At 69.9% G+C, this 12,056-nt stretch carries 13 protein-coding genes; 10 read left to right on the forward strand and 3 right to left on the reverse strand.

The window, feature by feature from the left end; translation table 11 throughout:
- Nucleotides 1–14: 14 nt before the first annotated feature.
- The 7 genes from ABZS64_RS17780 (at nucleotide 15) to ABZS64_RS17810 (ending at nucleotide 8,043) form a co-directional block, all read left to right on the forward strand.
- Nucleotides 15–698, forward strand: a complete 684-nt coding sequence (locus tag ABZS64_RS17780; protein ID WP_355829901.1) for a hypothetical protein — start codon at nucleotides 15–17, stop codon at nucleotides 696–698.
- Between the two features lie 45 nt (nucleotides 699–743).
- The gene (dxr, locus tag ABZS64_RS17785; RefSeq protein WP_355829903.1) at nucleotides 744–1,994 is read left to right on the forward strand and encodes a 1-deoxy-D-xylulose-5-phosphate reductoisomerase; all 1,251 of its coding nucleotides are present in this window, start codon (nucleotides 744–746) and stop codon (nucleotides 1,992–1,994) included.
- The gene (locus ABZS64_RS17790; RefSeq protein WP_355829906.1) at nucleotides 1,991–3,292 is read left to right on the forward strand and encodes a site-2 protease family protein; all 1,302 of its coding nucleotides are present in this window, start codon (nucleotides 1,991–1,993) and stop codon (nucleotides 3,290–3,292) included. Before dxr ends, ABZS64_RS17790 begins: the two co-directional genes overlap by 4 nt.
- Before the next feature lie 163 nt (nucleotides 3,293–3,455).
- Complete coding sequence (ispG, locus tag ABZS64_RS17795) at nucleotides 3,456–4,610, forward strand: flavodoxin-dependent (E)-4-hydroxy-3-methylbut-2-enyl-diphosphate synthase (RefSeq protein ID WP_355829909.1); 1,155 nt, start codon at nucleotides 3,456–3,458, stop codon at nucleotides 4,608–4,610.
- A gap of 125 nt (nucleotides 4,611–4,735) precedes the next feature.
- Nucleotides 4,736–5,578, forward strand: a complete 843-nt coding sequence (locus ABZS64_RS17800) for a GNAT family N-acetyltransferase (RefSeq protein ID WP_355830014.1) — start codon at nucleotides 4,736–4,738, stop codon at nucleotides 5,576–5,578.
- A 29-nt stretch (nucleotides 5,579–5,607) separates the two neighbouring features.
- Nucleotides 5,608–6,174 carry a GNAT family N-acetyltransferase gene (locus tag ABZS64_RS17805; RefSeq protein WP_355829912.1) on the forward strand — a complete coding sequence of 189 codons (567 nt, stop codon included), beginning with the start codon at nucleotides 5,608–5,610 and terminating at the stop codon, nucleotides 6,172–6,174.
- Between the two features lie 174 nt (nucleotides 6,175–6,348).
- Complete coding sequence (locus ABZS64_RS17810; RefSeq protein ID WP_355829915.1) at nucleotides 6,349–8,043, forward strand: proline--tRNA ligase; 1,695 nt, start codon at nucleotides 6,349–6,351, stop codon at nucleotides 8,041–8,043.
- Nucleotides 8,044–8,140: 97 nt separating this feature from the next.
- On the opposite strand, the gene ABZS64_RS17815 is transcribed toward ABZS64_RS17810, so the two are convergent.
- Genes ABZS64_RS17815 through ABZS64_RS17825 form a run of 3 tightly spaced genes read right to left on the reverse strand, consistent with a single transcriptional unit; the run spans nucleotide 8,141 to nucleotide 9,956 of the window.
- On the reverse strand, nucleotides 8,141–9,016 hold the full coding sequence (locus tag ABZS64_RS17815) for an aminoglycoside phosphotransferase family protein (protein WP_355829918.1): 876 nt from the start codon (nucleotides 9,014–9,016) through the stop codon (nucleotides 8,141–8,143).
- Nucleotides 9,017–9,039: 23 nt separating this feature from the next.
- A complete protein-coding gene (locus ABZS64_RS17820) occupies nucleotides 9,040–9,471 on the reverse strand; it encodes a DUF4439 domain-containing protein (RefSeq protein WP_355829921.1) in 432 nt (143 codons plus the stop codon).
- Between the two features lie 2 nt (nucleotides 9,472–9,473).
- Nucleotides 9,474–9,956: a hypothetical protein gene (locus tag ABZS64_RS17825; RefSeq protein WP_355829923.1), complete on the reverse strand. Its 483-nt coding sequence runs from the start codon at nucleotides 9,954–9,956 to the stop codon at nucleotides 9,474–9,476.
- Nucleotides 9,957–10,111: 155 nt separating this feature from the next.
- On the opposite strand from ABZS64_RS17825, the gene rimP reads away from it, so the two are divergent.
- From rimP to ABZS64_RS17840, 3 genes are all read left to right on the forward strand, one after another.
- Nucleotides 10,112–10,609, forward strand: a complete 498-nt coding sequence (gene rimP / locus ABZS64_RS17830) for a ribosome maturation factor RimP (RefSeq protein ID WP_355829926.1) — start codon at nucleotides 10,112–10,114, stop codon at nucleotides 10,607–10,609.
- 2 nt (nucleotides 10,610–10,611) lie between these two features.
- Nucleotides 10,612–11,640 carry a transcription termination factor NusA gene (nusA, locus tag ABZS64_RS17835; RefSeq protein ID WP_355829928.1) on the forward strand — a complete coding sequence of 343 codons (1,029 nt, stop codon included), beginning with the start codon at nucleotides 10,612–10,614 and terminating at the stop codon, nucleotides 11,638–11,640.
- A 118-nt stretch (nucleotides 11,641–11,758) separates the two neighbouring features.
- Entirely contained in the window at nucleotides 11,759–12,037 is a 279-nt protein-coding gene (locus ABZS64_RS17840) for a YlxR family protein (protein ID WP_355829931.1), read from the forward strand.
- Nucleotides 12,038–12,056: the final 19 nt, after the last annotated feature.

Consider the following 12,056-nt stretch of genomic DNA (forward strand, 5'->3'; position numbering starts at 1 on the left):
GGACGGCCGCCCTTGTGGCGGTCGTCCTCGGCGGGATCGGCGCGTGCGACGGCGCCAAGGAGAAGAAGTCCGACGACAAACCCACTGCCGTCGTCGCCAAGGCCCTCACCGAGGCGCAGCTCAAGGCCGTTTCGTTCACCGATGGAGACAAGGTCGGCGCGTACACCGCGTCCGAGTACGACCTCGGTTCCCCGCTCGGTGAGGACTACACCGCCGATCCCGCCGACTGCCAGCCCCTCGTCAGCCTCGCCAAGGGCGCAACCGCACACGACCCCGCCGCCGAGGTCAACCGCGGGCTCGACGTCCTCGACGAGTGGACCGGGCCCAGCGTCACTGTGCAACTGCGCTCGTACGCCAAGGGTGAGGCCGCCGCCGTCATGAGGTCACTCGGGGCCGCCGGGAGCCGGTGCGCAGCCGGATTCACCGAGGAGCGGGCCATCGCCAAGGCGAAGTACCTCAGGGTGGAGCCCGTCAAGGCGCCCGCCTTCGGCGACGAGGCCAGGGCGTACCGCTTCACCGTCCTCGATGTGAAGGGGAAGCTGAAGCTGTACGAGTACCTGACCGTCGTCCGCTCCGGCTCCACCACGCTCTCCTTCCGCGCCGAGATCATCGGCACCAAGGACATCGGAGGAGTGCCCGAAGAGGTCATGAAGGCCCAGTGGGAGAAGTTCCGGGCGGGCTCGAACACCGGCGCGTAGGGACGCACTGTCCAGTCGGACAGGTGGAGCGGCCACAATGGGGGGATGAGCGACAGCCCATCCCCCCTCGCCGACCCGCATCTCGCCTTCGACGCGACCGAAGGCCGCCGGGACATCGTCGTCCTTGGCTCCACCGGGTCCATCGGCACCCAGGCCATCGACCTGGTTCTGCGCAACCCCGACCGCTTCCGTGTCACCGCGCTCTCCGCAGCCGGCGGCCGGGTCGGACTCCTCGCCGAGCAGGCGCGGCAGTTGCGGGTCGACACTGTCGCGGTGGCCCGCGAGGACGTCGTGCCCGCACTGCGCGAGGCGCTGGCCGAGCAGTACGGCTCCGAACCCGTACCCGAGATCCTGGCCGGACCCGACGCGGCCACCCAGCTCGCCGCCTCCGCCTGCCACACCGTGCTCAACGGCATCACCGGCTCCATCGGCCTCGCGCCCACCCTCGCCGCCCTGGAAGCAGGCCGCACCCTCGCCCTCGCCAACAAGGAGTCGCTCATCGTGGGCGGGCCGCTGGTCAAAGCCCTCGCCAAGCCCGGCCAGATCATCCCGGTCGACTCCGAGCACGCCGCCCTGTTCCAGGCGCTGGCGGCCGGGACGAGAGCCGATGTGCGCAAGCTCGTCGTGACGGCCTCCGGTGGCCCCTTCCGCGGCCGTACGCGCGCCGAGCTGGCGGATGTCACCCCCAAGGACGCCCTCGCGCACCCCACCTGGGCCATGGGCCCGGTGATCACGGTGAACAGCGCCACACTGGTCAACAAGGGTCTTGAGGTCATCGAGGCGCATCTCCTCTACGACATCCCCTTCGACCGCATCGAGGTCGTCGTCCACCCCCAGTCCTACGTCCACTCCATGGTGGAGTTCACGGACGGATCGACCATCGCCCAGGCCACCCCGCCCGATATGCGCGGCCCGATCGCCATCGGCGTCGGCTGGCCCGAGCGGGTCCCGGACGCCGCGCCCGCCTTCGACTGGACCAAGGCCTCGACCTGGGAGTTCTTCCCGCTCGACACCGAGGCCTTCCCGTCGGTCGGGCTCGCCCGGCATGTGGGGGAGCTGGGCGGTACGGCACCGGCGGTGTTCAATGCCGCGAACGAGGAGTGCGTGGACGCTTTCCTCGCAGGGCGGCTGCCGTTCAACGGAATCATGGATACGGTCACCGAAGTAGTCACCGAGCACGGTGTGCCCGCCAGGGGAACCTCGCTCACGGTGGCCGACGTCCTGGAAGCGGAGACCTGGGCCCGGGCGCGGGCCCGGGAACTGGCAGTGAAGGCAACAGCGGAGGCTCACGCATGACGATTCTGTTGACGGTCATCGGCATAGCTCTCTTTGCTGTGGGCCTGCTGATCTCCATCGCCTGGCACGAGCTGGGCCATCTGTCGACGGCGAAGCTCTTCGGCATCCGCGTGCCGCAGTACATGGTCGGGTTCGGCCCGACCATCTGGTCCCGCCACAAGGGCGAGACGGAGTACGGGATCAAGGCCATCCCGGCCGGCGGCTACATCCGCATGATCGGGATGTTCCCGCCCGGTGACGACGGCCGGATCGAGGCGAGGTCCACCTCGCCCTTCCGCAGCATGATCGAGGACGCCCGCTCGGCGGCCTTCGAGGAGCTCAAGCCCGGCGACGAGAACCGTCTCTTCTACACGCGCAAGCCGTGGAAGCGCGTGATCGTGATGTTCGCGGGACCGTTCATGAACCTGGTCCTCGCCGTCGCGATCTTCCTCGGCGTTTCGATGGCCTACGGGTTCGCCACCCAGACCACCGAGGTCGCGGGCGTGCAGAAGTGCGTCATCTCGCAGAGCGAGAACCGTGACGCCTGCAAGAAGGGCGACCCGGTCTCGCCCGCCCAGGCCGCGGGCCTGAAGGTGGGCGACAAGATCGTCGCCTTCAACGGACAGCCCGTCGCCGACTGGACCACGCTGTCCAACCGCATCCGCGAGACGATCGGCCCGGCCACCATCACCGTCCAGCGGGACGGTGAGCAGCAGGTGCTCAACGCCAAGCTCGCCCAGAACATGGTGGCCAAGAAGGACGCAGACGGCCAGGTCGTCGCCGGCAAGTTCGTCCCTGCGGGCTATCTCGGCTTCGCCGCGAAGACCGAGATCCTTCCGCTCTCCTTCGGCGCATCCGTCGACCGCATGGGCGACATGATCCAGAACGGCGTCGAGTCGATCGTCGCGCTCCCGTCGAAGATTCCCGACCTGTGGAACGCGGCCTTCTCGGACGGCGAGCGCAAGGCCGACTCCCCGGTGGGCGTGGTCGGAGCGGCGCGCATCAGCGGTGAGGTGCTGAATCTGGACGTCCCGACGCAGAGCATCATCGCGACGTTCATGATGCTGCTCGCGACGTTCAACCTCTCGCTCTTCCTGTTCAACATGCTGCCGCTGCTGCCGCTGGACGGCGGGCATATCGCGGGCGCGCTGTGGGAGTCCGTACGCCGGAATCTCGCCAGGCTGTTCAAGCGTCCCGACCCCGGCCCCTTCGATGTGGCCAAGCTGATGCCGGTCGCCTACGTCGTGGCGGGCATCTTCATCTGCTTCACCCTGCTCGTGCTGGTCGCCGACATCGTCAATCCCGTCAAAATCAGCTGAGTGATGCCGTTTGGTGACGACCGGACACCCTTTGTGTCCGGTCGTTCACCTTTGGGTGGCGTTTCCCTTGCGATGTGCTCGGGTCAACCTCCGTGCCGTAATCTCGGAGCCTGGAGCCCGCCGATCTCGGGACCTCGATCCACACCTTGGGGTTGCACAGCAGATGACTGCAATTTCTCTCGGAATGCCGTCCGTTCCGACCAAGCTCGCCGACCGGAGGGTCAGCCGCAAGATCCAGGTCGGCTCGGTGGCCGTCGGCGGGGATGCGCCCGTGTCGGTGCAGTCGATGACGACCACGCGGACCTCGGACATCGGGGCGACGCTGCAGCAGATCGCGGAGCTGACGGCTTCGGGCTGCCAGATCGTGCGGGTCGCGTGCCCCACGCAGGACGACGCCGACGCGCTTGCCACCATCGCGCGGAAGTCGCAGATCCCCGTCATCGCGGACATCCACTTCCAGCCGAAGTACGTTTTCGCGGCGATCGACGCCGGTTGCGCTGCGGTGCGGGTGAACCCGGGCAACATCAAGCAGTTCGACGACAAGGTCAAGGAGATCGCCAAGGCGGCGGGCGAGACCGGCACCCCGATCCGGATCGGCGTCAACGCGGGCTCGCTGGACGCGCGGCTGCTGAAGAAGTACGGCAAGGCGACGCCCGAGGCGCTCGTCGAGTCCGCGCTGTGGGAGGCGTCGCTCTTCGAGGAGCACGGCTTCCGCGACATCAAGATCTCGGTCAAGCACAACGACCCGGTCGTGATGGTCAACGCCTACCGGCAGCTGGCCGCCCAGTGTGACTACCCCCTCCACCTCGGCGTCACCGAGGCCGGACCCGCCTTCCAGGGCACCATCAAGTCCGCCGTCGCCTTCGGCGCGCTGCTCTCGGAGGGCATCGGAGACACCATCCGCGTCTCGCTCTCCGCCCCGCCCGCCGAAGAGGTCAAGGTCGGCATCCAGATCCTGGAGTCCCTCAACCTCAAGCAGCGCCGCCTGGAGATCGTCTCCTGCCCCTCCTGCGGCCGCGCCCAGGTCGATGTCTACAAGCTCGCCGACCAGGTCAGCGCCGGTCTGGAGGGCATGGAGGTGCCGCTGCGCGTCGCCGTCATGGGCTGTGTCGTCAACGGCCCGGGCGAGGCACGCGAGGCCGACCTCGGTGTCGCCTCCGGCAATGGCAAGGGCCAGATCTTCGTGAAGGGCGAGGTCATCAAGACGGTCCCCGAGTCGAAGATCGTCGAGACCCTCATCGAAGAGGCGATGAAGATCGCCGAGCAGATGGAGAAGGACGGCGTCCTCTCGGGCGAGCCCGAGGTCTCCGTCAGCTGACACATGCGTACCGGCCCCGTTGTACGCCCAGGCGTTCAGCGGGGCCTTGCTGTGAGCTCGGCAGCCTCTGGACCTGGCAGGTACAGTTCGGAGACCAGCAGACCGTATGGTGAGGCCCCCTCGTGTTGACGCAGACCACCACCCGGGTCCTCGAACCCAGTGACCTCGGCGCAGCGCTCGCCATCCTCGAGAGCGAGCCCGTCGCCAACGCATTCGTCACGTCCCGAGTCCAGGTAGCCGGACTCGACCCCTGGCGCCTCGGCGGCGAGATGTGGGGCTGGTACGCGGACGGGCGGCTTCGCTCGCTCTGCTACTCCGGCGCCAATCTCGTACCCATCTGTGCCACCCCCGAGGCCGTGCGCGCCTTCGCCGACCGGGCCCGCAGAACCGGCCGCCGCTGCTCCTCCATCGTCGGCCCCGCCGAGTCCACGTCCGAGCTGTGGCGTCTGCTGGAGCCGAGCTGGGGCCCGGCCAGGGACGTGCGCGGCCACCAGCCGCTGATGGTCACCGAGCAGATCCCGGACGGCATCGAGCCCGACCCGTACGTCCGCCGCATCCACAAGGACGAGCTGGACGTGATCATGCCGGCCTGCGTGGCGATGTTCACCGAAGAGGTCGGCATCTCGCCGATGGCCGGCGACGGCGGATTGCTCTACCAGGCCCGCGTCGCCGAACTCGTCGGCGCGGGACGGTCGTTCGCCCGCATCGACGATGGCCAGGTCGTCTTCAAGGCCGAGATCGGCGCGGCCACCAACGAGGCCTGCCAGATCCAAGGCGTCTGGGTGGCGCCGGAGTTCCGCGGTCACGGGCTGTCCGTGACCGGCATGGCGGCCGTGCTGCGCTACGCACTCGCGGACGTCGCTCCGGTCGTCAGCCTCTACGTCAACGACTACAACACCGCAGCCAGAGCGGCGTACCGAAGGGTCGGCTTCCGCGAGGTCGGCGCCTTCATGAGCGTGCTGTTCTGACCGCGAGCCACGGCAAGTAGGGTTCGCGCATGGCAGCACTTTCAGGCGGTGGACCGCACACCCCCAGCGTTGTGATCGGGCCGGTCGATCTCTCCGCGCGGATCGACGAAGCCCTCGGGGTGCAGGCCCTTGCGTTCGGGCTCAGCGCCGACGAGGTCGAGGTGCGCCGCCATATCGTCTACCGGCATCTCCTCTACCCCGGCGCGTGCGCGCTCGGTGCGCTGACGGAAACGGGACGCCTCGTCGGTTTCGTGTACGGCATGCCCAACAACCGCACCCACTGGTGGTCCACCGTCGTCGAGCCGTATCTGCGCCGCAACGGCACCGACAGCTGGCTCGACGACTCCTTCGTGATCACCGAACTCCATGTCCACCCGGGCTTCCAGGGGCGGGGTATCGGCCGTTCGCTGATCACCACGATCACCGACAGCGTCAAGCAGCCGCGCTCGATTCTCTCGGCGATCGACGTCGAGAGCCCGGCCCGCGGCCTGTACCGCGCGCTCGGCTACCAGGACCTCGCGCGCCAGGTGATATTTCCGAGTGCGCCCAGTCCGTACGCGGTGATGGGCGCCCCGCTGCCGCTGGTTCGGGGGTGAGCCGGCCCTGCCGGGGGTCCGGGGGTTGTCCCCCGGGAATTGCAGCCCGAGTGCGCCCAGTCCGTACGCCGTGATGGGCGCCCCTGTGCCGCTGCTGCGCGAGAACTGATTTCCGCCTGCCGGTGCGCCCCGGCTAACCTCCTGCTCATCACACGTTCCGAGCAGGAGTTCACCATGGCCCAGGTCCAGCGCATGTCCCGTCTGATGGTCAAGACACTGCGCGACGACCCGGCGGACGCCGAGACGCTCAGCCACAAGCTGCTGGTGCGCGCCGGTTACGTCAGGCGCAACGCCGCCGGTATCTGGTCCTGGCTGCCGCTGGGCAAGAAGGTCCTGGAGAACGTCACGCGCGTGGTGCGCGAGGAGATGGACGCGATCGGCGCGCAGGAAGTGCTGCTGCCCGCCCTGCTGCCCAAGGAGCCCTACGAGGCGACGGGCCGCTGGGAGGAGTACGGCGCGGAGCTGTTCCGCCTCAACGACCGCAAGGGCGCCGACTACCTCCTCGGCCCGACGCACGAGGAGATCTTCACCCAGCTCGTCAAGGACCAGTGCACGTCCTACAAGGACCTGCCCGTGATCCTCTACCAGATCCAGACGAAGTACCGCGACGAGGCGCGTCCCCGCTCGGGCATCCTGCGCGGCCGCGAGTTCCAGATGAAGGACTCGTACTCCTTCGACACGACCAACGAGGGTCTGGCCGAGTCGTACGCGCTGCACCGCGAGGCCTACATCAAGACGTTCCAGCGTCTCGGGCTCGAGCACCGCATCGTGTCGGCGGTCTCGGGTGCGATGGGCGGCTCGGCGTCGGAGGAGTTCCTGGCTCCGGCCGCGGCGGGCGAGGACACGTTCGTCTACTGCCCCGCCTGCGACTACGCCGCGAACACGGAAGCCGTGACCTTCGCCGCCGCCGCTGCCGACTCCGCCGAGCACGGCCCCGTCGAGGAGCTGGACACCCCCGACACCCCGACGATCGAGTCGCTCGCCGCGCACCTGGGCGTCCCGGCATCGGCCACGCTCAAGAACCTCCTGGTCAAGGTCGACGGCGAGATCGTCGCGGTCGGCGTGCCCGGCGACCGCGAGGTGGACCTGGGCAAGCTGTCGGACCACCTGGCCCCCGCGGAGGTCGAGCTCGTCACCGCCGAGGACTTCACGGGCCGCCCCGATCTCGTACGCGGCTATGTCGGCCCGCAGGGCCTGGAGAAGGTCCGCTACATCGCCGACCCCCGGGTCGCGCCCGGCACCGCGTGGATCACCGGCGCGAACAAGGCGGATACGCACGCCCGCAATGTGGTCGCGGGCCGCGACTTCGCCGTCGACGACTACCTCGACGTGGTCGTGGTCGAGGACGGCGACCCGTGCCCGAAGTGCGGGGCGGGGCTGAAGCTCGACCGCGCCATCGAGATCGGCCACATCTTCCAGCTGGGCCGCAAGTACGCCGACGCCTTCCAGCTCGACGTACTCGGCCAGAACGGCAAGCCGGTCCGGGTGACCATGGGCTCGTACGGCATCGGCGTCTCCCGCGCGGTGGCTGCCCTGGCCGAGCAGACGGCGGACGACAAGGGCCTGTGCTGGCCGCAGGAGATCGCCCCGGCGGACGTCCACGTGGTCGCGGCGGGCAAGGCCCTCCAGACGGAACTGGCTCTCGACGTCGCGGACCAGCTTGCGGCGGCGGGCCTGCGGGTCCTGGTCGACGAGCGGCCCGGGGTCTCGCCCGGCGTGAAGTTCACCGACGCCGAACTGATCGGCGTCCCGCACATCCTGGTGGCGGGCCGCCGTGCGTCGGAGGGCGTGGTGGAACTGAAGGACCGCCGGACGGGCGAGCGCGAGGAGCTCACGGTGGCGGAGGCGGTGGCGCGGCTCCGGGGCTGACGCCTGCGGGCTCCGCCCCGGACCCGGCGCGGGGGCTCCACCCCGGACCCCCGCGCCTCAATCGCCGGCGGGGCTTGAATCGGCCCAGCCCCGGGGGCTACAACCAGCCCGCGAACTCCAGCGCCAGCTCGCCCTCCTGGCGCCGTCCGGCGGCAATCGCCCGCGTCCCCGACTCCACCGCCCTGAACAGCGTCCAGCCCCGCAGGCGGTCCGCGTCCACCTCCAGGGAGTCCGCGAGTCTGTTCACCCTGCGGCGTGCCGCCGACGCGCCCGCCGCGGAGGCGATCAGGTCCTCGACGCGGTCGCGAACCAGGCGGGCCAGATCGTAGGCGCGTTCCCCGACCAGGGGCTCGGGACCGACCGCCAGCCAGGGCGTGCGGTCTGCCGCGAGGACCTTGCCCTGGCGGAAGTTGCCGTGGAGCAGCAGGAGTTCGGGGGACGCGGCCGTGAGCTCGTCGCGGACGGCCAGTGCCGCCGAGACCAGCCCGGCCGACCCCGGCTCCGCGAACGCCCGCATCGCCTCGGCCTGCCGTGCCGTCCGTTCGGCGACCGTCTCGAAGTCATGGTCCGCCGGCGGCTCGACCCACAGCCGCCGCACCGTCCCCGCCGCCTCCAGCAGCGCCTTCGCCTCCGGCAGCGAGCGCAGCGAGACCTCCGGATGCAGCCGCTCGAGCAGCAGCGCGCCGTCCGTGGCGCCGAGCAGACGGACCGTGCCCCACCCGTCCCAGTGCGCGAGCGCCGCCCGTTCCAGGCCGGGGGATGCCGAGGGCGGGGCGACCTTCAGCGTGGCGGGAGCGCCGTCGGGCTGCCGTACGAGAAGAACGAGACCGCTCCGGCCACCGGGCGCCATGACCCGCTCGACGTCCAGCTCCCAGCGGTCCGCCGCCTCCTGGATGATCTTGGGCAGCTGCCCGAGCCAGTCATCACTCTCGCCCAGCGCCCGGACGAGCCGCTGCGGCGGTTCGAAAGCCATACGTCCGTTGATCCCTTTCCCCTTCAGCGCGCTCGACTCCCGGTCCGCTCGGCGAGCCCAGGAAAGGCTACGCCGCTGCCGCGCCACCTCACCGCACGGACGGCCGCCTCGCGCAGCGCGCCTGCGGCCTCCTCGCGCAGTAGCCCTTCGGCGGCCCGTACGAGATCGGAGTAGACGTTCGCGACCCGGTCCTCCAGCACCGCCGCGAGCCGCAGGGCCGCGGCCGCGTCCGGCACCGGGAAGGGCAGCGCGTACGCCGCGGCCGAGGCGGCGGGCTGTGCGCCCAGATCGCGGGCCGTGCGGGCCAGCGCGTCGCGGCGGGCCCGGTGTGCGGCGTACGCGGCCAGGGCCTCGCCCTCGCGGGCGTCGCCGATACGGCCGCCGACGACCCCGTACCCATACACCGCCGCGTGCTCAGCCGCCAGCGCGGCCTGTACGGCGTCAAGCGTGCTCATCGCTAGACCCCCTTCGTCAGCAGGTACTCATGCGCGGCTCCGGCCGCAGCGACCGAGGCGAGCAGTCGGGCCAGCTCGGGCTCCGCGTCCAGAAGCGCGGCGGCGTGCGCGTCGGAGGTGCGCCGCTCGGCCGCGGCCAGCGACCTGAGCGCGGCCGGGGCATCGGGCGGAACCGGCACCGGTGGTGCCACCCGCGTCGTCCCGCCAAGCGCCGCGACATGCTCGGCGACCGCGGCCCGCAGCGGGGTCAACTGCCCTGCCAGAGCCGGGTGTTGCGCGATGACGGCGTCGTACTGGTCACGCAGCGCGCCGCTCGCCGCGGCGAGGCGTCGCCGGAGTGCCGCCTCCGCCCGCGCCGGATCGGGAGCCGAGCCGGCTGTACGCCGTCGATCGGGCTCCTCGCTCGAACAGCCCGTCAACGCCGTGACCGCCGCAGCACCCGTCACGATGAGCGCACGCCTGCGTGTCGTCCCCGTGCGCCCCACGCCTGTCTCCCTGTGACCTTGCAGTGATCATCGCCGCAGGCGAGCGTACCTGCGGGTCCGGCACAGGTGGACGGCAACACCCCTCGGAACCGGATACCCTTTGATCTGACACGCGACGATCCCACAACAGCACACGCGGCCGAGGAGTCACCCGGATGAGCACCACCCAGAGCGAGAGGCTGCGCGGGCTGCTGGAACCGCTCGTCAGCGCCGCGGACCTGGATCTGGAAGAGATCGAGGTGTCCCGGGCGGGCAAGCGCCGCATGCTGAGGATCATCGTGGACTCCGACGAGGGCGCCACGCTGGACGCCTGTGCCGAGCTGAGCCGTGTCATCTCCCAGAAGCTGGACGAGACGGACGCGATGGGTGAGGACGAGTACGTCCTCGAAGTGAGCTCGCCGGGCGCCGACCGCCCGTTGACCGAGCACCGCCACTACGTACGCGCCATCGGCCGCCTCGTGAAGCTGCAGCTGAACGAGAGCGGGGAGCTGGTGGCCCGCATCCTCACCGTGGACGACGAGGGACTCGACCTCGAGGTGCCGGGCGTGAAGGGGCGCAAGCCCACCGCCCGCCGGGTCGCCTTCGCGGAAATCGCCAAGGCCCGCGTGGAGATCGAGTTCAACCGCAAGGACAAGAAGGAAGAGGAGGCGTAGCCGTGGACATTGACGTAAAGCTCCTGAAGGGCTTGGCACAAGAGAAGGAGATCCCCTTCGACCTGCTGGTCGAGGCGATCGAGTCGGCCCTCCTCATCGCGTACCACCGCACCGAGGGCAGCCGCCGGCACGCCCGCGTCGTGCTGAGCCGGGACACCGGCCATGTGACGGTGTGGGCCAAGGAGGAGGCGGCCGACCTCGAAGAGGGCCAGGAGCCCAAGGAGTTCGACGACACCCCCTCCGACTTCGGCCGGATCGCCGCCACGACTGCGCGCCAGGTCATTCAGCAGCGCCTGCGGGACGCCGAGAACGACATCACCTTCGGTGAGTACGCCCGCCGTGAGGGCGATGTCGTCGCCGGCATGGTGCAGCAGGGCAAGGACCCGAAGAACGTCCTGGTAAGGCTGGACGACAAGCTCGAGGCGATCCTGCCGGTGCAGGAGCAGGTACCGGGCGAGGAGTACACCCACGGCCTGCGCCTTCGTACGTACGTCGTGCGGGTGGCCAAGGGCGTCCGCGGTCCGTCCGTGACCCTCTCGCGCACCCACCCCAATCTGGTGAAGAAGCTCTTCGCGCTGGAGGTCCCGGAGATCGCGGACGGCAGCGTCGAGATCGCGGCGATCGCCCGCGAGGCCGGTCACCGCACCAAGATCGCCGTACGGTCGACGCGCTCCGGTCTGAACCCGAAGGGTGCCTGCATCGGCCCGATGGGCAGCCGTGTGCGTAATGTCATGGCCGAGCTGCACGGCGAGAAGATCGACATCGTCGACTGGTCGGACGACCCGGCGGAGATGGTGGCCAACGCCCTCTCGCCGGCCCGCGTCAGCAAGGTGGAGATCGTCGACCTCGGCGCCCGCTCCGCCCGGGTGACCGTCCCCGACTACCAGCTGTCGCTGGCGATCGGCAAGGAGGGGCAGAACGCCCGCCTGGCCGCCCGCCTCACCGGCTGGCGCATCGACATTCGCCCCGACACGGAGCAGAGCGACGAGGGCTCCGACCGGGACTCGGACCGGAGCTCCGACCGGGGCTGAGGAATGCATCCGGCCCGGAACCCGTTGCGCTGACGGCGGGATCCGACCGCGATCAGGACAACAACCGTTCGATTTTTGCCCCAAAGGGGTGAGGTCGGTGCGGGGAGGTAGACTAAAGGTGTCTGGCCGGACGCGTGCCCGCGCATGCCCTGAGCGAACCTGCGTGGGATGCCGGGAGCGAGCGGCCAAGACCGATCTGCTGCGCATCGTGGTGACCGGAGACGCCTGCGTCCCCGATGACCGCGGTACGCTGCCCGGCCGGGGTGCGTATGTACACCCCGCCTTGGTCTGTCTCGACCTGGCGGTCCGCCGCCGGGCGTTTCCCCGGGCCTTCAGGGCCAAGGGACCGCTCGATACCGCCGGTGTAAGGCGGTATGTCGAGCAGGCAGCACAGTAAGAAGAGAACGGCACGGGAC

The sequence above is a fragment of the Streptomyces sp. NPDC005408 genome (assembly GCF_040606445.1).
Lineage (GTDB): Bacteria > Actinomycetota > Actinomycetes > Streptomycetales > Streptomycetaceae > Streptomyces.